Below are 25,990 nucleotides of genomic sequence, written 5' to 3'. Positions count from 1 at the left end.
GCCGGCCCATGGATGGGAGGGGACAGGAGTCGGAGCATGGGGCGACTTCGGCAGGGCTGTCCTGCCGGGCTCTCCCCCGCCGCTCCGCCCTGGAGGCACCCATGCGTCCGTCCCGAGGTGTTCCGTTCGCCGCCACCGCCCTGCTGGCGGCGGCGCTGACCTGGCCCGCTCCCGCCGGGGCGAGCCCGGCCGGCGAGGACCACTGCGGTCGCCAGGACCGGCTGCGGGTCCCCGGCGCCCGGTTCCAGCGGACCGCATGCCTCCCGGACCTCACCACCACCGGTCTCGTCGGCACCCCGTACACCGACCCGGCGGACCAGGCGGGGCTGACGGCCGCCGGAACCCGGCTGCCGTCGGGGGTGCCCGGGGTCCAGATCGACGGCTACTTCCCGGACTCCTCGCGGTTCAACGCCACGCACGGCTGGAAGCACGACGCGCAGTTCGTCATCCGGCTGCCGGACCGCTGGAACGGCGGGCTCGTCGTCACCGGCGCCCCGGGCACCCGGCGCCAGTACGCGACGGACAGGGCGATCTCCGACCAGGTGCTCGCCCGGGGCTTCGCGTACGCGGCCACCGACAAGGGCAACAACGGCTCCGACTTCTACCGCGACGGCGCCCGGCCCGGGGACGCGGTCGCCGAGTGGAACACCCGGACCACCCAGCTCACCCGGGCGGCCCGACGCGCCGTCGCCCAGCGCTACGGCCACCTCCCCCGGCGCACCTACATGACCGGCATCTCCAACGGCGGCTATCTCACCCGATGGCAGCTGGAGCACCACCCGGAGCTGTACGACGGCGGCGTGGACTGGGAAGGGGCGCTGTGGACGGCGGACGGCCCCAACCTTCTGACGTCGCTGCCCACGGCCGTGGCACGGGCGACCGGCGCGGCACGCGACGAGGACCTGTACGCGGTGGGCTTCGCGCGCGGCTCGGAGTTCCTGTGGCCCTACCACGAGCGGGCCTACTGGGGCGTCACGCAGAAGATCTACCGCGCCGAGTTCGACCCGTCGTACGCCCCTGACTGTCCCGGTGCCTCGGCCGGCAGCACCCCGGACCAGATCCTCGCGCCCTGCGCCGAGGACGCGGTCTACGACTACGCCTCCCGCCCGGCCTCCGTGCACCGCGCGGTGGCCCGCGTGGCGCTGACCGGGCGGATCGGCAGGCCGCTGATCACCCTGCACGGCGATCTCGACGCGCTGCTGCCGAAGGCGGCCGACTCCGACGTCTACGCGGGCATGGTGGACGCCGCCGGCCGCGGCGCGCTGCACCGCTACTACACCGTCGCGGGCGGCACCCACGTCGACGGGCTGTACGACAGCCATCCGGACCGACTCCGTCCGATCCTGCCCTGCTACCGCTCGGCGTTCGACGCGCTGGTCTCCTGGGTGGAGGAGGGCGTACGGCCGCCCGCGGACCGCACCCTCACCAGGCCCGCGGACGGCGACGTGGTCGACTCCTGCGCGCTGCTGCCCTGAGCGGGAGCCCCTCGGAGGTCGTCCCGGTCCGCCTCGGTCCGCTCCTCGTGACGGCGGACCGCGGCCAGGCCGGCGCGCAGTGCCTCGGCGGTGACGAGTTGGGCGACCGGGGCGGTGGAGCTGAGGAAGAGGATCTCCCGCCCTTCGGGCAGCCGTTCGAGGAGGTCGGTCACCGGCATGACCTCGTGCGCGGGCAGGCGCCCGTCGGCCGGCTCCGGGCCGGGCGGGAAGACCGGTACGGCGGGGGTGCCGTCGGGCGCCTCGGTCCCGGCAGGACCTCCGTCGGCGTCGAGGCAGACCGCCACCTCGGTGTCGGCGAGGACCACGACGAGCAGTTCCTCGGGGCCGTAGCCGGTGGCGACCAGGCGCACGGCGGCGTCGGCCGGGCCGGCCGGCGGGTCCCAGCCGTAGGCGTCCGGTGAGGGCCGGTAGCCGGGGTTCTCCGCCCACGCGACGATCTCGCCGCGGGCGTCGCTGCGCCAGCGTCCCGGCACCGCCCAGTCCGGCGGCGCCTCGCCCGCCTCGCCGTGCCAGTGCCGGTCCACCAGCGACAGCCAGTGACCGGGGGCGAGCCGGGCGGCGGCGGTGAACTCCTCGCCGGGTTCACGGAATCGGGGGTGCCCGGGCGGCAGCTCGGCACTCTCCCCGGGCCCGGGGCCGGTTCCGCCGACGGCGGGTGCGACGGTGTCGATCACGGGTTCCTCGGGAGGGGTGCGGCGGGGATCGGTTGGACGTCGGAGTCGCCCGGCAGGGGTCCGGCGGGGATCGGCCACACATCGGAGTCGCCCGGCACGGGTCCGGCGGGGATCGGCCACACATCGGAGTCACCCGGCACGGGTCCGGCGGGGACCGGCCGGACGTCGGGGCGGGGGTGTCCCACAAACCAGCGGTCCCCGTCCCGCAGCAGGAGCAGGAGCAGGTCCAGGGCGTGTCGGCGGTATTCGGAGCCGGATTCCGCCGTCGGTCCGATGACCGAGACCGGGCCGTCCGTCTCCGCGACGGCGACCGCCACCCCGAGCGCCCCTACCGCGGCGGCCAGCAGCGGGATCAGCGGAAGTTCGGTGCCGGGGCCCCCGAGCGTGGGATCGGCGAGCAGCAGCCGCAGCCGTACGGCGGGGCCGAGGTCCAGGCCCGCCACCGGCAGCCGGTCGCCGAGCAGGGCGCCCTCCATCGACTGGGCGTCGGTCAACTGGTGGCCCGCGCTCCTGAGCAGGGACAGCGGGACCGTCGCCGACGGCGCCGGCGGCGGCACCTGGTCGTCGGTGAGCTGATCAGCCTGCTCCTGGACGGCGTCCGACAGCCACTGGCGGAAGGCTTCGCTCCGCTCGGGCTGCGCGGCCGGGAGGAGCCCCGCGAGCGGCTCCGTTCCGCCGAGGGCGGCCAGTAGCGCGGCCTCGGCGGCCCGGCCGGGCGGGGCGGTCACGGGACGCAGGGCGTACCGGGTGCCGTCGAGGACGGCCTCGTCGTCGCCGGTGCGCCGCAGCCCCTCGTCGGCCACGGGCGGGGCGCCCGGCCCGCGGCCGGACGTCGGCGGCGCGGCGGGGGCGTCGGCCATCGCGGTGTCCTGGGGGGTCAGTGCCCCGTCGAGGGCGGCGCGCAGCAGGTGCTCCAGGGAGCCGGCGCTCAGGAACCCGTCCCAGCCCTCGCTCATGGCGTACCGGCCGACGATGTGCTGGAGTGCGCCCCAGGTGAGGGGGCCGGGATCGCGGTCGCCGGCGTTCCGGAACCGCAGCTGCTCCAGGGCGCCGAACCCCTCGATCAACTCGTGGAACTCCGCCTCGCGGGCCGGGTCGGAGTCGACACGCACGCCGTGGGTGCGCCGCAGGGCGCGCACCCACTGCCGGGCCCGGTCGGTGCGCCCGGGCCGCTGCGCGGGCAGTCCGCCCAGGTCGGCGAGCGCGTCGAGGGCGTCGGTACCGGGTTCGGGAGGGAACTCCTCGATGTGGCCCTCGGGCCGGTCGGGGTCGTCGAACACGAGCAGGCGGGGCGGCCGTTCGCCCTCGGCCTCGTTGGTACCGACCTGCATGTTCACGCTGAAGACGGTGCGGCCGGTCTCGTTGGCGACGTACTGGGAGGAGGGTGGCCGGTTGAGCAGGTCCTGGTCGGGGCGGGTCATCGACACCTCGCAGACCAGCAGCCACACCGGCCGCTCGGGGGGCAGCGCCATGAGGCTTCTGCGCCGGGCGAGGACGCGGCCCAACTGGCTTGGGTGTACGGCCTGGTTGGCGCCGGTGCTGCGGCGGGGCAGGGTGGTGCGGCCCTGGTCGCCGTGGCCGACGGCGACGTAGGAGTCGGTCAGGCCGCGCGGCAGGGGCAGGTCGCCGCTCTCGCGTCCGGCGTACACACCGGGCAGCCCTTCCATGACGTTGGAGTAGTGCTGGACGGCGGACAGGGCACGGAAGGACTGCTCGCGCAGTGCCATGTCGTGCGCGTTGAGGAAGGCCCGCCCGGTCAGGGCCTGGCCGTCGGCCGTGACCAGCGGGTACGAGTGGATGTCCGGGTCGGGGAAGACGGTGCCGTTCGCGGCGGTGACGGTGGCGCCGGGGGTGTCCGGGACCAGGCCCGGGTCGGCGGGCACCCAGGTTCCGGCCGGATCGCTTGGGGTGGCGGGCTCGGCCAGGAAGGGCACGCGTCGGCCGTCGGGGGCGGGCACGAGCCGCAGGTCGCCGTAGGAGAACCAGGCCCGGGTGCCGGTGCGGTCCGCGATCAGCCGGGCGAGGGCCTCGTTGCGGCCCCCGTCCTCCGCCATCAGCAGCAGCACCGGTACGCCGGGCGGCCGTTGCGGGTCGTGGCGCACCAGTTCGGCGAACTCGGCGTCGGACACGGGCAGTCCGGCCGCCAGGAGGCGTCCCTCGTCGTCCCGTTCGATCACCAGCGCGTGTGCGGCGGAGCCCCAGGGCGCGGGACGGACGCCCCGGGGGTCGGCGACCCGGTCCAGGTGGAGGGTCAGGCCGTCGCGTCCGCTCCAGTTCCTGCCGTGCGGGACGTCGTCCGGTCCGAGGAGTTCGGACCGCCCGGGGTAGCCCTGCCGGGTCAGTCCGTAGGCGGCGATGGCGTCCAGGGTGGTGCCGCGGCCCCTGCGGTGGGCGCTGGCCACGAGGGAGAAGGCGTCGAAGTGCCGGGCCGCGTCCACCGGTGTGTCCGGGGGCAGGTGCAGCAGTGTGCGGGTGATGCCGGCCAGGTCCAACGGCTCGCGGCCGAAGCGGGGGTGCCCGGCGCGGGCGGCCTCGATCACGAGCAGCGAGTTGTACAGCGCGGTTCGCGTCTCCTCGGGCAGGGGTCGGGAGCCGAAGGTGGTGTCGATGACGGCCCACAGTTCGCGGAGCCGGCGCTGGGTCACGTCGTCGGCGGGCGGTGGCGCGGGGAGGGCGATGGAGCGGGGCTGGCGCTCCGGGGCCGGGAGGGGGCGGGGCGCGGGCGGGTGGGGCCGGGGCTCGTGTTCCCCGGTGGTTCCGTTCCAGAGCGCGCGGACGGCCTCATGGGCGTCACCGTCGTGGGGATCACCGCCGTCGTCGCTCCGGCCGCCCTCGGCGATGTCCCACAGGGCGCGGGCGCGGGCCAGCGCCTCGTTCTCGACGTCGGTCGCCTCGACGGGGTTGACGGCCGAGGGGCGTACTCCGCGCGGGCGGGCGGGGGCGACACTGCGCGGGTGTCGGGGCCGGGGCGGTGGGCCCTCGCCGTACAGCCTGCGCAGCAGCGGGTACAGGGCCGGCTGGTGGGCGCGGACCCACTCCGGACCGCCGTTGTTGCGCGGCAGCCCGGTGTACGGGTCGGTGCCGCCGTTGGCCCTCAGATAGACGTTGGTGAGCTGGGCGAAGAACTCCCGCTCGTCGCGGCTGCTGTAGTTGGGGGCGCTGCGCCGGCCGTCGGCGTCGTGGCCGTACAGGGCGCCGTCGGGCCAGGAGCCCGCCTCGCCCGCGCGCTCGGTGGCCCGGAACGCGTCGGTCACGCGCGCGCTGTCCTCGGGGTCCAGGCCGTGGAGGTGGACGGTGTGGGCGACCTCGTGGACCGTGGTCGAGTAGCCGTCGGGGTAGGCGGACTCGTCCGTCGGGACCGTGGTGCGCTCGCCCAGCAGGTTCTCCTCGGTGACGGCCGCCGTACGCAGTCCCGCGCCGCGGACGCCCTCCCAGGGGCGGCCGTCGGCGCTGGTCCCGCCGCGCAGGTCGCGGAAGGCGTCCAGGGAGGTCATGGCCTCGCCCTTGGGCACCACCACGACCCGTGAACCGCCCTTGAGGAGACGGGCGGTGACGTCGCGGTCCCGAAGCAGCCGGGCGACCAGGTTCCGGGCCCGGTCCCGGGCGGAGACGGGCCGTTCCACCCCTGGGGGCACCTGCGTCATGAGGTTCGCGGCGACCGTGGCGAACTCGGCGGGCTCCAGCGCGTCGTGCAGGGCGTCCACGAGGGTCGGGTCGCCGGCCAGCCGTTCACGTTCCCCGGGCGCGAGCGCCGCCAGCGCCAAGTCGCGCTCTTCGGTGGCCAGTTCGGGCAGGCGTGCGGCGAGCGTGCGGATCGGGTCGGCGATGACGTCCGGGCGGTTCCGCAGCTCGCTGGCCAGCGCCGTCAACTGGGCTGTGAGGGAGGGCAGTTCGGTGTCCTTCACGCCGAGGGTGCGCCAGGTCTCCGTGTGGCGGGCGAGGGTGTCGGGGTCCAGGGCGACGGAGTCGAGGAGTTCGCTGAGCCGTACGGCGAGGGAGGGGGCGGCGCCCGGCCGGCGTGCGGAGGCGTAGGCGTCGGAGCGCGCGAGGGGGGCGGTGCCGGCGGCGGGGGTGTGGTGCAGGGCCCACAGCAGGTCGAGGAGGTCGCGGGCGCGCAGCTCCGGGTCGGTTCCGGTGGCCAGGGCGAGGGCGGCGTCGGCGACGGCGTCCTCGGGGGCCGGCACGGTGAAACCGCCGACGGTGACGAGGGACGGCCCGGCCCGGTTCGCGCCGGGGGCCGGTCCGTCGACCGCCGTGATCCTCATGGGCACTCCGTCGACCGACAGGTCGAGGACACGGCCGTCGGCGGCGTCCCTCCGCACGCGCACCCGCGCTCCGGGCAGGTGCCGCTCCAGGGCCTCTCGTACGGCGGTGGCGTCGGGCGGGGTGTCCGCGGTGACCCGGAACTCGACCGCGCCGAAGGGCCGGGCCTGACCGAAGCGGACCCTGGCACGGGCGGCCCCCGCGAGCACCACGGGGTGGCCGAGGTCGCCCAGCACGGCACCGACGCGGCGCGCGACGTCCAGCTTGCCGGTGTCGTCACCGGGGCGCGGGACCGTCCGCTCCGCCTCCTCCGCCGCCGGGGTGGAGGCCGGCGGCCGTGTCGCCGGCGGGGCCGCGGGGGGCGGCGGCTCGGTCTTCGGCGGTGCGACGGTCTTCACCTGCTCGGTACGGACGACGACGCCGAGTCGGTCGCTGAACAGTGCCGCCACGTTGCTCAGCCACTCGGCGGCGTCGTCCGAGTCCAGACCCGGCCGGACCAATACGCTCATGTAGCGGCCCGACTTGTCGTTCACCACCCAGGAGCGCCGCTTCGCGCTCCAGCGGAACTCTCCGGACACCCGGCTGCGTCCGGGCAGCGTCCGGCCGGGTGCGTCCTCCTCACCGTCGGCGAAGACGGTGGCGATGCCGGTGTGGCCCAGCCCGTCCAGCGCCTTCCGCAGCGACTCCGCCGTCAGGTCGGGATCCTTCTCCCGCATGCCCGCCAGCAGCGCGTCGAACTGCGCCTCGGTGACGATGCCGCTCGGCTTCTCCGAGCCGAGGATCACCCGCCCCTCGTCCGTGACCGTGTACAGCCACACCGCGTCCCGGTTGCCCGTGATCAGCAGGTCGGGGTCGACCTCGTCCAGGGGCACCCAGAGCGGGTTGAGCCGTATCGCGCCGTCCTGGTCCCGTTCCTCGTCCTTGATCCGCTTCGGCATGACCGGGTCGCCGAAGCCCTCACGGGGTGCGGCGTCGCTGCCGTCGTAGTGGTTGCTGCCGTTGTAGTAGACCTCCGTCTGCCGCAGGGCGCCGTCCGGTCCGGCCCTGCTGACCCTGCGGGCGCCCGTGGGAAGCAGCCGCACCACATCGGCCCGCAGTCCGAACGCGTGGGCGAGCAGCGGGAGGAAGATCTCTCCGGCCGGTGTCCCCCAGCGCTGCTCCCAGTTGACGACGGCGTCGAGCAGGGTGGGCAGTTCCGAGTCGTCCAGCGGGGCCGTGCTCTGCGGGTAGACGGTGCTGAGCAGCCGGCCCAGCGCGCCGTCGTCGAGGTCGCCGGGGACCGGCAGCAGACCGTGCTCCTCCAGGTGGGCGAACATGCGGCGCGGGCTGAGGTCCTCGGCTTCCGCCCGGTACAGGGCACGGGCGTCCCGCGCGGAGAGGTTCTGATCCGCGGGCCCGGCCGCCACCCGGGCGTCGACGTACCGCCGCTGCAGTTCGGCGGGGTCGAGGGCCTCGGGCACGGGGATGTGGTGGACCCCGTGGTGTGCGAGGGCGCCGAGCCGCTCCGTCCGGTTCATCCCCCGCACGCGCCGGGCGAACGCGTCGGTGACCGTCTGCCGGAACTGGCCGACGATCTGCGGGTGCAGCCGCCCCTCGCTGCGCACCACGTACTCCTCCACATGGGAGCGCATCGCGTGCAGCGCCACCTGGGCGGGGCCGGTGGGGAGCTTGCCGGTGGTGGAGAGGGTGTCGGCCTGGCGCCGCAGGTCGGCCCGGACCGTGTCGGGGTGCCCGAGCCAGTCGTGGGCGGCGCGGTCGGTGGCGGCGAGGCCGGTCAGCCGGTTCCGGATGTGCTCGGGGTCGCCGGCCATGAAGGAGTACAGCAGGCACTCGCCCGTCGCGGGCACGCGGACCCGGCGGCCCCGCGCGCGATCGCCCTCGACCTTCGGCTCGGGGTCCGGAGTCTTCTTGGGCGGCGCGGACTCGTCGTCGAGCGAGGACCCCTTCACCGAAGTCTCTTTCACCGGGGCCCCCTTGACCTGGGTCCCCTCGACCTGGGTCCCCTTGGCCTGGGTGCCCTCGACCTGGATCTCCTTCGTCGGCGCGGGCTTGGGGACCGCCACCGTCTCCTTCACCACCGGTGGCGGTTTCACCTCGACCGGTGGTTTCACCGGCACCGCCAACCGGTAGTGCCGGTTGTCGAGGCTCAGCACGACATGGGCACCTGCGTGCGGGGACGGCCCGACGAGTCCGTTCAGGGCGCCCGTGGGGTCCGTGGGCGTGAAGTCCTGGAAGGCGCCGTCGTCGCCGACCACCGTGACCCGTACGCCGAAGGTCCGTGCGGCGAGCAGCGGGAGCAGGTCCGCGGCCGCGTGGTTCCAGCCGGCCTCGGAGGCGGCGTCGCCCCGGCGCAGCAACTGGGCGACGGCCAGTTCGGCCCGTGTCGCGGCGTCGAGGCCGACGGCGTGCGGAACGAGTCCGCCCAGGCCGTCGAACTCGCGGCGGGCCGGTGTGCCGGTGCCGAGGTCCAGCCCGGCGGCGGCGATCTCCTCCGGGCTGAAGGCGTCGGTGTCGTCGGGGGCGACGGCGGCCAGCAGCTCTTCGTCGGCGTGGTCGGTGAGCCAGGAGGCCAGTTTGCGGCGGAGTGCGGCCGGGGCGCCCGGGTCGGCGAGGTCGATGCCCTCCGTGGCCAGCAGGCCCGGAGCGGCGCCTTCGAGGCCGAGGGCGAGCGCGCGGTAGAACGCCTCGCCGTCCCTCGGGACGTCGTGGAGCGTGTAGGTCTCCTTCGCGGGGGATGTGAGGACGGTGTCCGCCCCGCTGCCGGACCGGGTGTAGCGGGGCGGGGCGGGGGACTTGGGCTTGGCCGGCGCGGGCGGGGCCTTGTGGGTCACGGGCGGCGGCTCGGCGATGCCTTCCAACTGCTCGCGGCCCTCGGCGGTCGCCGCGAGCCGGTGCCAGCGGGTGAGCTGGTCCGCGCCGGACCGTACCCGGTGGTACTCGTCCGCGGCGCGCTCCGCCGTGTCCCGGAGCGCGTCCAGTTCGTCGCGGCGGGTCTCGACGGCGTCGCGTGCCTCGTCCCGGAGCGCGGTGGCTTCGTCCAGCGCCCGGCCGGGCGCCCGCGCGGACAGCAGGGCCGTGTCGAGGCGTTCGTCCGCGGCGGTCTTCTCGGCGCGCGCGGCGTCGAGCCGCAGGTCGGCCGCTCTCCGCAGCTTCCCGGCGGCCTCCCGTGCCTCGCTCAGGCGGGCGCGGGCGGCGTCCCGTTCGTCCCGCAGCAGTTCGGCCCAGCCGTCGTGTTCGGGGTCGGCGGTGTCCGCGCTCTCGGTGAAGGCGTCCCATGCGGCCTGGGCGGCGGCCGTGTCCGTGTCGGCGATGCCGTGGTCCCGGCGGGCGTCGGCCTCGGCCCGCTTCAGGTCCGCTTCCGCGGTCTCGACGCCGGTACGGGCCAGGTCGACCGGTCGGGCCGCCGCACGGGCGATGCCGGTGGCCTCGTCGAGGGCGCCCTGCGCGGCGTCGAGGTCCGTGCGCAGTCCGCCGGAGGCGCGCCGCTTCTTCCAGTAGGCCTTGTCCGCGTCGACCCATGCCTGGCTCGCCTCGGCGACCGCGTCCCACGCCTTGGAGACGCTCTCGGGGAAGTTCGCGTCGGTGATGACCTTGAGCTCGCGTGCGACGTCCTCACGGATCCAGGTGACGACGTACGCCTTGGACTCCATCGCCTGCGGACCCGGTCCGGCCTTGCCGAAGGTGCCCCTCGCGGCTTTGGCGAGCTTGGAGTCGACGATGCTCCGATGGACGTCGCCGACGCCGGTCCAGGTGGCGGGGACGGCGAACAGGAACGAGCGGCCCGTCTTCGGTTTGAGGTTGCGGGAGGTCAGGTGGTCGTCCCCGACCGGCATCCCGTCGCCGTCGAGGTCGTAGGGGCCGGGGCCGATGAGACCGATCTGGTTGAGGCCCGCGTTGTTGGGCGAGTCGTACAGGAAGGCGCCGCCCAGGCTCCCGGACTGGCTGTGTTCGCTGGACGACGAGGTACCCGCGTTCTCGCCGTACCGTCGGAGCACCTCCAGTTTCTTGCCGTCGGCGACGGTCAGGAGGAGCGCGCCGCTGAAGTCGGGCACGGAGCGCAGGGTGAGGCTGCCGGTGTCGGTGCCCACGAGGGACTTCTCGGTGAGGCCGGCGACCTGGTAGCCGTCCGGTTCGGTGGTGCGCGGGTAGAACGAGGTGACGGCCATGGAGCTGGTGCCGTCCTCCAGCGCCTGCGCCGAGCCGGTGCCCAGCCGGGTGAGGCCGGTCTCCCTGGTCCGGCGCAGGAGCCGGGTGAGGGCGTCGGCGTCGGGGCCGTCCTCCGCCTCCAGCGCGCCGAGGCTGAAGCCGCTGTCGTACGCCCTGGTGAGGAGGAGGTCGTTGGCGACGCGGATGTTGTCGATGCCGATGATGCCGCGGGGGTGCATGCCGTTCTCGGGGAAGGCGAACGGCCGGGCCACGCCTTCGCCGTCCAGGACCGTCAGCTGTTGCGGCGCGCCGGGCAGGGGCACCGGCCGGGGCGCTTCGGCCAGGGCCGGGTCGGCCGCCGGATCGGGGGCGGGCAGCGGGCCCGCGGTGCCGTCCGCCCCGGTGGGGGCCGGCTGCATCAGGCTGAGCGGAACGTGTTCGCGCAGCGAGCCGACGTCGTCCTCCTCGACGATCCTCAGCCGCCCCCGGAAGCGGTCCAGCGCCGTGGACTTCGCCTCCTTCCCGTCCGCAGGTCCGCCGGTGGCGGGGGTGTCGTCGGCCTCCAGGACGATCCGCATGCGGTAGGGGGTGACGGTCTCCGCGTGCGGTTCGGTGGACGCCGCCCGGTAGATGGTGACGGTGGTGACCGTGTGACTCGACGCGATCGTCTTGCGGTGGGAGCCGCTCTCCGTGTACGCCGGTCCGGCGGCCGGGACGTACGGGTTGCCCGTGTACACCGCCTGGCTGGTCAGGAAGCCGACGTCCGCCCCGGAGGACGCCTCCGAGTTCTGCTGGGCGGTCTCGATGGCCCGCCGGTTCTCCTCCAGCTCCACACTGTGGTCGAGACCCTCGAACACGGGTGTGCCGGGGATGAGTTCGACCCGGACCCGGACCCGTCGGCTGCCGATCCGGACGCTGCCCCAGCCCCAGCCTCCGGCGGAGACCAGGGTCGAGGGGCGGGTGGTGGTCATCTCCCCCTTCAGGGCCCGGGTGGCGCGGGCCGTCACCAACTGCCGGATACGTTCCCGGCTCTCGTCGTCGAGCCCCAGCTCCCCGATCCGCCGGTCGAAGGCGAGCAGAACCTCGGTGGGGTCCAGGGCGTTGACCGCGAAGGTGCCGAAGGCGGCGCCGCGCAGCCAGGGTTGCGGCGCCCAGGACTGCCGGGTGTAGCGGGGGACGTCGCCGAAGCCGTCGTCGAGCAGCCCCATCCGGTGGGCGCTCTTCTCCGACAGATGCCCCAACAGGCCCCCGGGGCTGGTCAGTTCGGTACCGGCCGCGCCCGCCAGTGAGCGCGGTACGAGGGTGGTGGAGGCGGCCGCGGTGCCGATGGTGCCCATGCCCAGCCGGCTGGAGAGCAGCGCGAACCAGTGCTGCACATCGCCCGCCACCAGCACCTGATGGGTGAACCCCTTGCGGTTCATGTCCGCGACGACCGTCCGTACGACGCTGACGCTGTGCGTGCCGGACGTGGAGACGGGGTTGGCGACGACGCCGTACGCGCCCATGAGGCCGTGGCCCGGGTGCTGGGCGACGGAGTGGACGAGTTGGCCGCCGAAGACGAAGCTCGTGCTGTTGCTGATCTTTCCGGCGGCCTGGCGGGTGCCGCCGAGGGTCATCTCGGTGTCCATCGCCATGGACGGGGTGAGCGGGCGCAGCTTCCCGACGGTCGTCGCGTACCGGAAGGTCCCCCACAGTTCGCCGTAGGGGCCCTTGCCCAGCAGGCCGCTGCCGACCAGTCCGAGGGGTCCCGAACTCTGGTCGAAGCTCGACGCCAGGTACTGGGGGGTGAAGGTGCGCACGACCGCCTCCCGGGTGGCGGCGCCCTCCTTCGTGAGGTGCCAGGCGCCGCCGGAGGCCGCTCGAAGGACCCGGTCCACCTCCGCGATCAGCGTGGGCGACAGCACCATGTTGACGATCACGAAGGGGTGCTGCCGGAACGCCTCGAACTGCGCCGTGCCGCGCTTGGCGAGCCGGTCGGCCGGGCGGCCGCCGCCGGTGGGGAGTGCGAGGTCGCCCTTGGCGAAGGCCAGGGCCCGCTCGGTGTTCATGGACGTCGGGGCGGGCTCGTCGGTGAGGTACGGGTTGAGGGCGCCGTCCGCGTACGGGTCGGCGTCCGGTGTGTGCTGCACGGGGATGCCGAGGAGGACCTGGCCGGTCATCGGGCCGCCGCCCTTGAGGTGTCCGAGCGGCGTCCGCCCGAACAGGATGTTGACCGGCTCGTCCAGCACCAGCAGTCCCGGCAGGCCGAGGCCCAGGCCGCGGATCAGGCCGCGGGGCCGCCAGTAGCCGCTCAGGGTGGCCGTGAGCCCGAGGTCGTAGCGGTACAGGTGCGTGGGCTGGTTGCTCACCGACATCGGCTCGTTGGTGACCGTGGAGCCGAACCCGGTCTCCGCCTCCCACTGCCATCCGTGGCGGGCGCCCAGGGTGAGCCCGAGGGTGTTGCGGGGCAGTCCTGCGTCGTCGACGTTGTTGTCGCGGCCCGAGAACGTGCCCTCGAAGCCGAGGTCGAAGCCCCGTTTGGCGCTGGTCTGGCCGTCGAGCCGGTCGACGCCGAGCGCGCTGAAGCGCATGCCCTCGTCGGCGTCCTTGCCCTCGTACCGCCGTCCGGTCAGCGCCCCGTGCACCCGGAGCGTGTAGTAGGTCTGGCCGACGGAGTCGGGGTCGGTGAGCCGGATCGGCAGGCCGACGGTGGTGAGGGTCTCCAGGTTGGCGGTGATGTTCTGCTGGGACAGCACACCGAGGATCTGGAGGGTGTTCTGCAGGGCGATCCGGTACTTGACGGGGTCCTTCCACCGGGGCGGCATCGGCAGACCGCGGGCCGCGTCGAGGAGCCGGTCCGGGTCGCGTGCGAGGAGGTCGTTGAAGCGGGCCCGCCAGCCCTTCGGCAGGTTCGGCGGCAGCAGTTGGTCGAGGGGCACCACGAGCCCGTCGCGCAGATGGGCGACGGAGTCGACGACACCGTCGGCGAACGCGTCCAGCAGGGTACGGCCGACGCCGTCCGCCGCGTCCGGGGTGACGCGGGTGCGCTGTCCGTCGGCGAAGGTGAACTCCTTCACCCGGTGCATGCCCAGGGTGCGCGGGCGGTCCACGGTCAGATACGCCGGGACGTACGGCGGGGCGGCGCCGTGGCGCAGGGCCATCGAGGTGCCGTCGTCCCATCCGGCGAGCCTGCGCGCCTCGGAGCTGGTCATCCGGTCCAGGCTCCAGGTGAGGAAGCGCGTCGGCGGCGCGTTGTCGCCGGCCCGCCGCACCCGGACGGACTTCACGACCAGGTAGAGGGCGGTCCTGGGGCCTTTGACCTGTCCGGCCGACTTCAGGGTGCCGGCCCCGCCGAGTCCGGCCGCCCAGGTCCTGGCGAAGGAGTACTGGGCGGTGGGCCCGAACTGGAGCCGCAGGTCGAAGGGGGCGGTGCCGGGGTCGAAGAAGTTGAACGCGGGTCCGGCGACGGCCTGGAGCAGCAGGCTTCTGCCCTTGGCCCGGCTCCGCTCGTTGCGGACGGTGGAGGTGTTGATGTCCCGCATCTCGGCCTGGTCGGTCTCTCCGACGAGGACCGCCGCCCGGGGGATGAGCTCCTCCACCACGAAGACGCCGAGCGGGGACTTCTTCCTGTCGTCGGCGAACAGCGGCGGAGTGGTGACGCGGCCGCGGGCCATCGTGCTGCCGTGCCGCTGGAAGCTGTCGCCGGAGAAGAAGATGTCCAGCTCGGTGTAGGCCGAGCTGCCGGGCAGCGCTCCGACCCGCGCGGCGGCCCAGTCGCGGATCGCGGCGACCGGGCCGAACCCCTCGATGCGGACGAAGCGGTACTGGGCGTTGCGGTCCAGGGTCATGGAGCGGGGGATCCGGCCCGGCTTCGGCATCTTCGTCACGCTGTCCGGCAGCCGCACCGTGAGGCCGTTGCGGACGCCGAAGGAGAAGTGGGCGGGGGTGGTCGTGTCGGTGTCCGTGTCCGTGTCTGTGTCTGTGCCTGTGCCTGTGCCTGTGCTGCTGTCGGAGGCGGAGTCCGAGTCGGTGTCGTCGCTTTCGAGGCCCGTGACGACGTTCCCGGCGGCGTCGGTGATGTGGATGTCGAAATGGACGTCGTCGAGGTAGGAGCGGGACTTGTCCAGCGTCCTGGTCTCCATCTGGTTCATGCGCTGGTCGGTCAGTGTGTAGCCGACCTTGTTGATGAAGCCGAAGCGCAGGGCGATCCGGCCGAACCCGCCGAACGCCGCGGTGCCCGCAGGACCGATCGGCCCGCCCACTCCGTACTGGGAGTTGGCCTGCATGTTCTTGGTCAGCCCGAACGTCGCGGCCGCCCGGTGCATGCTGTCGATCTTCGAGGAGTCGCCGACGCCGTCGTCGAACGGGGTCCAACTACCCCGGTGGCGTGCCCTGAGGTAGAGGACGCGGACCTTGCCGTCCGCGTTGACGTAGGGGAACGGCCGCCCGGCCCCGTCGGCCAGGGTCTTGGGCTTGTCCCGGAGGGTCTGCCGGATGTCGGTGAGCAGTTGCGTGTCGGAGGGCCGGGCGTCCGGCCTGCGCCGCAGCTCCCGGTCGATCTCGTCCAGGACCTGCTCGACGCCCCGCAGGGCTACCGCGCTCTGCCCGAACGTGGCGGGGTTGGAGAGGAGTTGTCCGATCTCGGCCGCGGTGAGCCCGGGCGGCAGGAGCGCCTGGAGGTCGTCGACGTACGCGGGCATGCGCCGGCCGTCCTTGAAGCGGGCCGGTGCTCGGCGCCCCTGGGGCGGAGCTGCCATGGCCCGGTCGAGGCGCGGGGCGTCCGGGGGCAGGGGGTCGGTCCGGGTAGCCTTCGTCTCGGCGAGGTCGGTCTGGGTGGGCTTGGTCTCTACGGGCTTGGTCTCCGCGGGCTTGGTCTCCGCGGGCTTCGGCTCGGTCGGCTTCGGGGGCGGGGGCGGGGTTTCGCTCTCGGTTCCGCCCGCCGCGGTGGTGGGCGGTGTGTCGAGGTCCGTCGCGGACGCCCCGGGGTTCGGCCGGACCACCGACCAGTCGTCGGCGCGCTGGCGCTGCCCGGACTCGACGGGGAGCAGGCCCAGGACCAATGGGCTCGATGGGTCGCTCTGCGCGAGCAGTTGGACCGGACCGGGTGAGGTCCAGACACCGCGGCCGGTTCCGGCACCGATGACGGTACGCCGGTCGGCACCCTCCGGGTCCGTCGGCGTCGTGGGCGTCGTCGTCGTGGAGGCGAGGACGATGTCGGCCTTGCGTGGGTGGCCGTTCAACGCCGGGTCCAGCGCCAGGAGTTCGGCGATCTCCTCGTACGGCACCTGCGCCCGGAAGCCGCCCGGCAGCTCCATGGTCAGGTGGGCCGGACCGGCCTCACCGCGCACCAGGTACGGAGTGGGCCTGGTGGTGTCGTCGGTCCACGGCATCCTCGCCCGGCGCAGCGGCCGGTGGCCGCCGTCCGGAGTGGCCGCCATGACGAAGGCGATGTCCGCGTCGACCGTCGAACCCGAAGGCCCTGTCCCGTCCGACGAAGGCCCCGTCCCGCCCGTCGGCCCCGGCGCCCAACTCCGCCCGGTCGGGGCGCCCTTCGCGTCGAGCAGCAGGGTGTCCGGTGACAGGGCGCCGAGGGTCTCCAGGTGGAAGGCGCCCAGTTCCACCGGGTTGTCGATGTCGACGCCGACCGCCGCCGCCCGCACCACCAGTTCGAGGAGGTCGGGCAGCCGGGACGGATCGGGGTGGTCCAGGTGCAGGACCCTGCCGGTGAGGGCGGCGGGATCAGGGGTGCGGCTCTCCCACTCCAGGGCCTTCACCGTCGCCCAGAACAGCCTTGCCCGGTCGGGCGGTCCGACGAGGGCGGGGTCGAGACCGAGGAGGTGGGCGGCCTCTGTGTCGAGTTCCTCGTCGGTGAGACCGCTCATGCCCTGTGCCACGGTGGTCACTTCCGGCAGGGCGAGGAAGTCCGTGAGGACGGTCCCGGGTTGCCGCCGCAGGGCCTCGGTGGCGTTGGTCAGCAGCTCCCGGTAGGCGTCGGGCCCCAACTCGCCGTCCGTGGCGCCCTCGAAGCCGGGGTGCTCGCGCGCGCGGATCTCGCGGGCCGCCCGCTCGAACAGGTCGAGACTGAACGGCATGACGTCGCGCAGTACCGGGTCGGCGTGCCGCATGGCCTCCAACGCGCCGATACCCGACAGGAGTTCGCCATAGCGGCTGTCGTCCTCGATCGCCGTCCCGAACGTCAGCCGTAGTGCGCGCACCAGGCGCAGCGTCCGCTCGCGGGTCTCCGGTGGGGCCGGGTTCAGCGGGTCGGTGTGCAGTCCGGCGGCGCGGGCGCGGTCGTCGAGGCCGGGGCCCTCGGGTTCCGGGCGGTGCTCCAGCCATTGGCCGCGGCGGCCGCGCGAATCCGTGAGGACGAAGTGGGAGACCTTGCCGTCGTCGCCCTGTCTGAAGCCGACCTCCTGGGTGGCGCCGTACACGGTGCGGCGGGTCTCGTTGGCCACGTGCTGGCTCTGGCTGATGTCGCCCAGCGGGTCGGGGACGAACGTGTCGGTGACGAGCTTGCGCTTGCGGGAGACGCCCGGCGGGGTCGCGGCGAAGCACTCCTGGAGCAGGACGGCGTGGTTCTGCGGCAGTCGCGCCAGGCTCGGGCGGCGTTTGAGCATGCCGCCGAGGGCGGCCTTGCGGGTCCGGTGGCGGGGGTTGGACCGGGTCGGCAGCAGTGTCTCGCCGGGCAGACCGTGCGCGGAGAAGACGTACACGGGTTTGCCGGCGAACGGGACGGTCACGTCGTCCCTGGTCCATGTCCCGTCCTGCCGGTTGACGTGGTAGAGCTCGCTCGCCGTCGTCGCGTGCCGGACACCGGGCAGCAGGCGCGCGCGGTCGCCGTCCTCGAACACCGCCCTGCCGATGGGGCCTTGGTCGCTGATGACGGTGTGGGACTGCACGTCCTGTTCCCAGAAGGGGGCGTTGGTGGACTCCCCGAGGTCGGGCAGCAGGCCGGGCGGGCTGAGGATCCAGTCGGCGCGGGCGTTCCTCGGCGGCTGGACGTACGGGAGGGAGGCGGGTCCGTCCGGGGCGCCGGCGAGGTCCACGTCACCGGCGGCCGACCAGACGTTACGGCCGGTCCGGTCCGCCAGCCGTCGGGGCAGTTCCAGCCCTCCCCCGCCCGCGTCCGGGACGAGCAGCAGCACCGGCACGTTCGTCGGGAGCTCGCTCAACTCCTCGTCGAAGGTGAGCAGTTCGGCGAAGACGTCGAGGGGCACCTCGCGCGGGGCGCCGTCGAATCCGCGGACGACGATCGCGTCGCGGTCGCCGTCCGCCCGTACGACGTACGGTTCCGGGGTGCCGGGCCGGTGCCAGGGGGCCGGGTCCACCTGGTCGAGCGGCAGGGTTCCGTCGGCTTCCGGGCCCGCCCGTCCGGTACGGGTGAGGTCCAGGGCGGTGGTCCGGGCCTGGTCCTGGGTCCAGTCGCGGCCCCGGGCTCGGCCGTCGGGCCCGGCGGGCAGGGCGCGGGTGGGTGACAGCACGCCCCGGCCGCGCAGGTGGAGCGCGGAGAGGGTGTCCAGTCCGTTGGCAGAGCGCGCCGCCGGGTGGCCGGCCGTCGCGAGCAGCGCGCCGCGGTGCGCGCCGGTCACGAAGGTGCCGGGGTCCAGGAGCAGCACTCGGCGTGCGACGGCGTCGAGGTCGAGGGGGCCGTGGTCGAGGAGGGGGTCGGCCGCGCGGAGCCGGTCCAGGCGGGTGAGGGCGTCGAGGAGTTCGGGGTACAGGGGGGAGGACTCGGTGTCGGGGCCGTAGAGGTCCGTCAGGAGTTCCCGGTACCGGGTTTCCTCCGGGGTCGGCTGCTGTGCGGGCGGCCGGTGTTCCCGGTCGCCGAACACGTCGTCGTCGAGGTGGTCCGGTACGGGGATGTCGGGAGCGGCCGGTGACTCGGACGCGGGTCGGCTCCCGGTGTCCGGGCGGTCCGCGAAGGTGATGTCGTCCACCTCGGGGGCGGTGGTGCCCGGCGCGGTGAGGTCGCCGGGGCGGACGGCGGACCAGTCGTCCGCCGTGGGCCGCCCGGGCGCGCTCGGCAGCACGGAGAGGACGTGCGGGCGGGACGGGCCCGTCGGGGCGAGGCCCACGCTTCCCTGCGAGGCCCATACGGCACGCCCGGTCGCTGCACTGACGACGGCACGCGGATCGGCGGCCGGGGTTCCGGTGCCGAACTGCGCGACGGGCGGGGTTCCAGTGCCGGACCGCGCGACGCCCGAGGTTCCGACCCCGGACGGCCCCGCGCCCCGGGCCGCCTTCGGCACGGCCAGGACGACGTCCGTGCCACCCTGCGGACGGGAGTTGAGCACCGGGTCGCGGGCGAGCAGCTCGGCGACCTCGTCGTAGGGCACCCGGCCCTTGAAGCCTCCGGGCAGGGTCATCAGGAGGTGGTCCGGGCCGCCCCCGGCGGACACCACGTAGGCCGGTGCCGTGCCGGGCGCGCTCCACGGCGGGCGTTCCTGGGCCACGGCCCGGAAGCCGCCGCCCGGCTTGGGTTCGGCGACGACCACCCGGTCGGTGACCGTGGTGACGGTCGTGTTCGGCGCGGCGGGCGACCAGAGCCGGCCGGCCGGCGCTCCGTCGGGGCCGAGGAGCCGGGTCTCCGGCGCGAGGGCGCCCAGGTTCTCCAGGTGGAACGCGCCCAGTTCGGTCAGGTTGTCCACGTCGACGCCGCCGGCCGCCGCCCGTGCGACGAGGTCGAGGAGTTCCGGCCGGCGGGCCGGGTCCGGTCGTTCCAGATGCAGGACCCTGCCGGTGAGCGCGTCCGGGTCGGGCGTACGGCTCTCCCACTCCAGGGCCTTCACCATCGCCCAGAACAGCCGAGCCCGCTCGGGCGGTCCGACGAGCGCCGGGTCCACACCGAGGACGCGGGCGGCCTCGGCGTCGAGTGCGGGCGGGGCGAGGGCGCCCAGGCGCCGGGCGGCGGCGGTGACCGGGGGCAGGTCGGCGAAGTCGGAGAGGACGGTGTCCGGTCGGCGGCGTACTGCCTCGGCGGCCCGGTCCAGCAGGTCGCGGTAGGCGTCGGCGTCCACGGCGCCCCGCCGGCCGGCGTGGGCCGCGCGCTCCAACAGGTCCATGCTGAACGGGCCCAGGTCGCGCAGGTCCGGGTCGGCCGCGCGCATGGTCTCCAACGCACCTATTCCGGCCAGGAGTTCGCCGTAGCGGCTGTCGTCCTCGATCGTCGCGCCGAACGTCAGGCGCAGCGCGCGGACCAGCCGCAGCGTCCGTTCCCTGGTCTCGTCGGAGACCGGCAGCGTCGGGTCGGTGTGCAGGCCGGCCGCGCGGGCGCGGTCGTCGAGGCGGTCGCCGACGGGTTCCGGACGGTGCTCGACCCACGCCCCCCGCCGTCCCCGCGAGTCGGTGTAGAGGCGGTGCACGAAGGTGCGGTCCGGCAGGACGGCGAAACTGACCATGTGGGTGCCGCCGTAGGTGGTGCGCCCGGTCTCGTTGGCGACGTGCTGGCTCTCGCTGACGGCGGCGAGGGGGTCCGGGACGAAGGTGTCGTCGATGCCGCGGCGGGTGCGGACCAGGCCCGGCGGCTTGGCGCTGGAGCACGCCTCCATCACGACGCCGTGGTCCTCGGGGAGCCGCGCCAGGCTCGGCCGGCGCCTGAGCATCCCGCCGGTCTCACGCTGCCTGGTGTGGTGCCCGGGGTCCGTCGTGGTCGGTACCCGGGTCGCGCCGGGCCGGGCGTGGGCGCTGAAGACGTACACCGGCTTGCCCGCGAACGGGACCGGCTTGTCGTCCTTGGCCGACTCGCCCGTGGCGGGGTTGTAGTGCCACAGCTCCGACGACTCGGTGGCCAGTCGCAGCGCCTCGATCCGGCGCGGGGCCTCGGCGTCCTCGAAGACGCCCCGGCCGATGGTGGTGCCGCTGGCGGAGACGACGCTGTGCGAGCGCACCTCGCGCTCCCACTCCGGCGCGTCCTCGTACTCCGCCGGGTCCAGCACCTGGCCGGGCGTGCTGCGGATCCAGTCGGCGCGGGGAATGCCCGCACCGAACTGCAGGGAGACGACGTACGGCTCGGACGGATCCTGCTGCGGGGACACCTTCACGGTGCCGTTGGCGGACCAGACCTCCCTGCCGATGCGGTCGGCGGCCCGGCGGGGCAGGTCCAGGCCGCGCGCTCCGGCGTCGGGCACCAGCAGCACCACGGGGGTGCCCGGGGGCAGTCCGGCCAACGCGGGGTCGCGGGCGAGGAGTTCGGCGAACACGTCGATCGGCACCGGGCGCGGGGCGCCGTCGTAGCCGCGTACGACGATCCGCTCGTGGTCGCCCTCGGCCATCACCACGTACGGGGGCGGCTCGCCCGGCCGGTGCCAGGGCGCGGTGCCGACGTCGCCGCGCGCGAGGCCGCCGTCACTCTGGCGGACGACCTTCCCCACGTCGGTGAGGTCGAGGCCGGGGATGTCGGCGGTGGTCCAGTTGCGGCCCAACAGGGCCCCGTCGTCGCCGGTCAGCGCCTGGCCGGCGGAGAGCACGCCCCGGAGTTCGAGGTGGAAGGCGGCCAGTTCGGCCAGGCTGCGCGCCGGTGCCACGGCCGGGTCCATCGCCACCCGGAACAGTTCGCTGCGCTGGCCGTCGGCCACCGGGGCGGACGGGTCCAGGAGGAGCACGCGCCGGGTCAGGGAGTCCAGGTCGAGCGGGGCGTCGCGCAGCGCAGGGTCGGCCAGCCGCAGCTGGTCGAGCTGGGTGAGGGTGTCGCGGAGGGCGGGGTAGATGCGGTGGCTGTCGATGTCGGGCCCGAACAGGCCGGACAGGAGTTCGCGGCCGAAGTCCGAGGTGGCCTGCGGTGACGGCTCGGGCGAGCCCTCCATGCCGGCGTCGCTGTCGCCGTCCTCCCAGTCCACGATCATGTCGATGGAGTCGGGGGAACCGGGCTCGGACGGGGGCCCCACGGGGTTCCCGGCCGGTGCTCCGGAACTGAGCGGGCTCCCGTCGACGGCCGCCGGGGCGGGTGACTCCTCGCCGGGCACGACCGCGGCCGGATCCACCGGGCTGCGGGTGGCCGGGAACTCCTGGAACCCCTGGGACTCCGTGCGCACGGGCCGGGGCGGGGAGGGTGTGTCGGCGGTGGAGACCGGGGTGCCGGTGGTGGAGGGGTTGAGGGTGGAGAAGACGCTGTCGGCGTCGCCCGTCGAGGAGTTCCCGAGGGCGTCGGGAGCCGTGTGCGGGTTCGTGTAGGGATCCGCGTCGGGGTTCGTGTACGGGTTGGTGTGCGGGTTCGTGCTCGGGTTGGTCGTGAGCGAGGAGGACGGCTTGGCGGCGCCGCCCAGGGTTCCGGGGGCCCCTGTCGTTCCCGGAGGTTCCGGGAGGGGGACCGTCGAGAGCGACGAGACCGACGAGACGCCGCTGACGTCGGTGAAGACCGAGTCGGTGTCACTGTGGACCGAGTCGGTGTCGCTGTCGCTGTCGCCGAAGACCGAGGCGTTGTCGTCGAGGGTTCCGGGGCTGTAGGGCGACGGCGTGTAGGGGCTGTCGTAGGAGTCGGTGGTGCTGAACGTCCGTGTCGGCGGCGGCAGTTCGGCCGTGTGGTCGAGGTTCGCCGTGAAGTCGCCGGCACCGTTGCCGTGGACGCCCCCGTACAGGTCGCCGTAGGAATCCCGGTAGGTGTCCTGGTAGGTGTCCCGGTACGGACTCTCGTAGCGGTCCCGGCCCCCGCTCCCCCCGCCGCCGCCGGGAAGGTCGTTGATGTCGTCGGAATCGAGGTCGAGGTCGCGGAAGAACTGGTCGTGCGCCGACTTCCCGCCGTACTCGGCGCCCGTGGAGGCCGCTTCGAAGACCAGGCCGCTGAGGCCCGCGCTGAGGAACGTGCCGGGGTTCAGGGTGAAGGTGCCCAGGAAGATCAGGCCGGTGAACGCCTCCGCGAAGGTTTCGGCCTGTCCCTCGTTGAGGAACGTCAGCGGAAGGTCGAAGAACTCCTTCCAGGTGCGGTTGTCCTTGAAGATGTTCCGCACGATCGGCCCGCTGAACTGCGAGAACAGACCGCCGAACAGTCCCGCGAAGGCGCCGGCCACCGCGGCCTGGCCGATGTCCGTCCAGTCGAAGTGGTTGCGTCGGCGGTCCGGGTCGTCCGGTGCCGTCATGGAGATCAGCTGCGCGGCGAACGAGACGAACGCCTCCTGGATCGCCTCCAGCAACACCGAGAGCGGGGTGGGGACGGCGTTGCCCAGGCGCTGGAGGATCAGCAGGATCGTCAGCGCGGTCCGGGCCTTGGCGATGGCGATCTCGGTGAGTGACGTGCCGCCGGTGAAGACGGCCAGCGCGGCGATGAGCGCCAGTTCGATGTTCATCAGGATGAACTCGATGAGGATCTGGTACTTCGCCTCGGACAGCTTGATCGAGCGGTCGATCTGCTGGGCGCCGATCTCCCGGACCTCGTCGGCGAACTTCTGCAGATGGTTCTGGCCGTTGTCGTCGACGAAGAGTTTCACCGCGGCGACGAACTCGTCGGCGATCCGCGGCGGGAGCGAGTTCCCGGCGCTGGAGATCGCCCCCTTCATCGCGTCGGACAGGTCACCGATGTCGTCCGCGAGCCGCTTGTAGGGGTTGCGGCTGTCGAAGCCGAGGTCCTCGTTCCCCGTGGCGACGTTCGCACCGACCCAGACCTCGATGAACTCCCGCAGGCCGGGCGGGAACATGATGGCCATTCAGCGCCTGTTCTCGCTCTCCGAGCCGTGCGTCCCGATGTCCTCCAGCGCCTGGTGCTGCGGCCGTTGCACATGGTCGGCCTCCGCCGCGACCGCGTCGACCAGGGCGAGGAAGCCGCTGGTGATGGCGGTGACCGTGGCCGCGACCTGTTCCTGTTCCCTCCGCACCTGGGGTCCGATGGCGTTGGCGAACTCGTCGTCGCCGCCCTCCTCGCCCCACCAGCCCGAGTACACGGCGCAGCCGCTCTCGAAGCGGGGCAGCATCTGGTCGCCGTAGCGGACGGCGTCGGAGAGATGCTTGGAGCCCTGGAGGATGGCCTGGATGTCCGCCGAGTAGTTGCCGCCCATGGTTACACGCCCTCCTGCCGGTCGTGCCGTCCGTCGTCCGTGGGGCGGGCCGCCCGGGACGGCACGGCCGGGGTGTCCTCGTCGTCGACGATCTCGTCGCGGAGCCTGCTCATCGCCGAGGGCCCCCGGTCCACGGCGGTCTCGCCGAGCAGCGTGCCGAAGACGGACTCCCAGTCGACGCCCATCCGCTCCGGGGCGGCGCCGCGCGAGGTCATCCTGGTGATCGGATCGAGGGTGGCGACGACCCGGCGGGCCATCTCCGCCCGCGCGGAGTTCGCGGCCTCCAGCACCGCGGCGGAGAGCTGGGCGGCCGCCATCGTCCGGTACTTGCCGTCGAGGAACTCCAGGCCGGTCAGTTCGCCCTTCGCGCCGACCGAGACCCGGACCGAGCGGTCCGTCGAACGCGCGGTGACCGACGCCGCGTCCAGTTCGGCCCGTGCCGAGGCGGCGGCCTCCTCGGCCGCCTTCAGGTGGGCCATCGCCCGGGCCACCCGGTCCTGCATCGGCTGACTCATCCCGCTCCCTCTCGCCTCGTGCTGCCCCTCACGCTGTTCCCTCAAGCTGTCCCCCGGCTTGTGCTCAGCGCCCGAGGGCCTGCGGTGCGCCGCCCTCGTCGGTGCCCCACACGTCCTCGTCCTCGGCCAGCCAGGTGGTCCGTTCCCGGTCGCCGCTCTCCGTCTGCGGCCTGCCCTCCCCCGCCCCGCCCATGGGTCCCATCGGCGGCATGAAGGGCGAACTGCTGCTGGTCTGCGTGGACCTGGGGACGACGCGGTGCTCCTCGTCGTCGGTGGTCGGCGTGGCGACGGCCGTACGGCCGGAGCGGGTGGCACCGGGCTCGATGACGGTCCTCGTACGCTCGCCGGAGCCGCCGCCGGCCTCGCCGCCCGCGCCCCGCATCATCGGCGGGTACATGCCCGGGGAGCCGGCTCCGGAGCCGTCCGCGGACGCGCCGGCCAGGGCGTCGCCGCCCTGGGGGCGGCCGAGCGCCGAGTTCAGGTCGTCCTGGTTGTAGAGGTTGTCGTTGAACGCGGAGGAGTAGGCGGAGCCGCCCGGGGCGTAGGCGGACAGGTCGGGGGGCTCGGGCAGATCGGCGATGCGCTCCCTGATCAGCTCGTCGATGTCCTTGTCGGCGGCGCCGATCCGGTCGTACTCGGCCTGGATCTCGCTCATACGCCGGTCGTAGTCGGCCTTGGCGTCCTTGCGGGCCTGTTCGGCCTCGGTGCGGGCCTCGTCCCGTTCCGCCCGGGCGTCGGCCTTCGCCTCCTCGTACTCGCTCCTGGCCTCCGCCTCGGCGGCGTCCGCCCGTTCGAGGGCGTCCTTCTCCGCGGCGTCGATCTCGGCGATACGACGGTCGTACTCCTCCCGGGCCACGTCCTCGTCGGTGCCCGCGGCGATCTCCCGCTCGTACTCCTGGCGGGCCTCGGCGCGTTCCCGGTCGGCGTCCTCGCGGGCCTGGTCCCGCTGTTCCTGGGCCTCGGCCTTCTCCTGCTCGTACTCCCGGCGGGCCGCCGCCTCCTGACGGTCGGCCTCCTGGACGGCCGCGTCGCGTTCGGCGCGTGCCTCGGCCCGCTGCTCCTCGTACTCGGCCTGGGCGGCGGCCTTCTCGTTCTGGGCGTCCAGCCGGGCCTGCTGCTTCTCCTGGAGGGCTTCCCGGCGGGCCTCCTCCTGCGCCGCCTCCGCCCTGGCCCGGGCCTCGGCCTGCTCCTGCTTGGCCTCCGCCTTCTCGGCGGCCGTCTCCTGCTTCGCCGCCTCCTTCTCCCGCTCGGCCTCTTCCTTCGCGGCGGCCTGCTCCGCCTTCGCCTCGGCCTTCTCCCGCTCCTGCTCGGCCTTGGCCTCCGCCTTCTCCCGCTCGGCCTCTTCCTTCGCGGCGGCCTGCTCCGCCTTCGCCTCGGCCTTCTCGCGCTCCTGTTCGGCCTTGGCCTCGGCCCGGTCGGCCTCGTTCTGGGCGAGGGCCCGTTCCCGTTCCTTCTTCGCCTCGTCCTGGGCCTTCTGGTTCTGGGCGAGGATCATGGCCTGCTGTTCGCGGGCCTCGGCCTTCGCGGCGGCCTGCTCCGCCTTCGCCTCGGCCTTCTCCCGCTCCTGCTCGGCCTTGGCCTCCGCCTTCTCCCGCTCGGCCTCTTCCTTCGCGGCGGCCTGCTCCGCCTTCGCCTCGGCCTTCTCGCGCTCCTGTTCGGCCTTCGCCTCGGCCTTCTCGCGGTCGGCCTCCGCCTTGGCCTCGGCCTTCTCCTTCTCCGCCTCGGCCTTTTCCCGTTCCCGCTCGGCCTTCGCCTCGGCCTTCTCCCGCTCGGCCTCCGCCTTGGCTTCCGCCTTCTCGCGTTCCGCTTCCGCCTTGGCCTCGGCCTTCTCCCGCTCCGCCTCGGCCTTTTCCCGTTCCCGCTCGGCCTTCGCCTCGGCCTTCTCCCGCTCGGCCTCCGCCTTGGCTTCCGCCTTCTCGCGTTCCGCTTCC

5 protein-coding genes and 1 pseudogene are annotated in these 25,990 nt (G+C 74.0%); 1 reads left to right on the top strand and 5 read right to left on the bottom strand.

What is annotated here, in order from left to right; genetic code table 11:
* Positions 1-101: 101 nt before the first annotated feature.
* Positions 102-1,475 (top strand): tannase/feruloyl esterase family alpha/beta hydrolase, encoded by a 1,374-nt coding sequence (locus ABT296_RS00195; protein WP_351922072.1) that lies wholly within the window; start codon positions 102-104, stop codon positions 1,473-1,475.
* 83 nt (positions 1,476-1,558) lie between these two features.
* On the opposite strand, the pseudogene ABT296_RS00190 reads toward ABT296_RS00195, so the two are convergent.
* From ABT296_RS00190 to ABT296_RS00170, 5 genes and pseudogenes are all read right to left on the bottom strand, one after another.
* A pseudogene (locus ABT296_RS00190) lies at positions 1,559-2,170 on the bottom strand (type VII secretion system-associated protein); the annotation flags it as partial.
* The gene (locus ABT296_RS00185; RefSeq protein WP_351922071.1) at positions 2,167-23,196 is read right to left on the bottom strand and encodes a lonely Cys domain-containing protein; all 21,030 of its coding nucleotides are present in this window, start codon (positions 23,194-23,196) and stop codon (positions 2,167-2,169) included. The gene ABT296_RS00185 and the pseudogene ABT296_RS00190, both read right to left, overlap by 4 nt.
* Entirely contained in the window at positions 23,197-23,544 is a 348-nt protein-coding gene (locus ABT296_RS00180; protein WP_351922070.1) for a hypothetical protein, read from the bottom strand.
* A gap of 2 nt (positions 23,545-23,546) precedes the next feature.
* The gene (locus tag ABT296_RS00175; RefSeq protein WP_351922069.1) at positions 23,547-24,059 is read right to left on the bottom strand and encodes a YbaB/EbfC family nucleoid-associated protein; all 513 of its coding nucleotides are present in this window, start codon (positions 24,057-24,059) and stop codon (positions 23,547-23,549) included.
* A 64-nt stretch (positions 24,060-24,123) separates the two neighbouring features.
* The coding region (locus ABT296_RS00170) for a coiled-coil domain-containing protein (protein WP_502977142.1) at positions 24,124-25,990 on the bottom strand (1,867 nt) is incomplete at its 5' end.

The organism is Streptomyces sp. NPDC000983 (assembly GCF_040299205.1).
Classification (GTDB): Bacteria; Actinomycetota; Actinomycetes; order Streptomycetales; family Streptomycetaceae; genus Streptomyces.
This window is presented reverse-complemented; position numbering and strand designations above follow the sequence as displayed.

What these genes read in the sequence shown, in the direction of transcription:
- ABT296_RS00195 (WP_351922072.1), top strand. Translation starts at nt 102, where the DNA reads ATGCGTCCGTCCCGAGGTGTTCCGTTCGCCGCCACCGCCCTGCTGGCG.
- ABT296_RS00185 (WP_351922071.1), bottom strand. Translation starts at nt 23,196, where the DNA reads ATGGCCATCATGTTCCCGCCCGGCCTGCGGGAGTTCATCGAGGTCTGG.
- ABT296_RS00180 (WP_351922070.1), bottom strand. Translation starts at nt 23,544, where the DNA reads ATGGGCGGCAACTACTCGGCGGACATCCAGGCCATCCTCCAGGGCTCC.
- ABT296_RS00175 (WP_351922069.1), bottom strand. Translation starts at nt 24,059, where the DNA reads ATGAGTCAGCCGATGCAGGACCGGGTGGCCCGGGCGATGGCCCACCTG.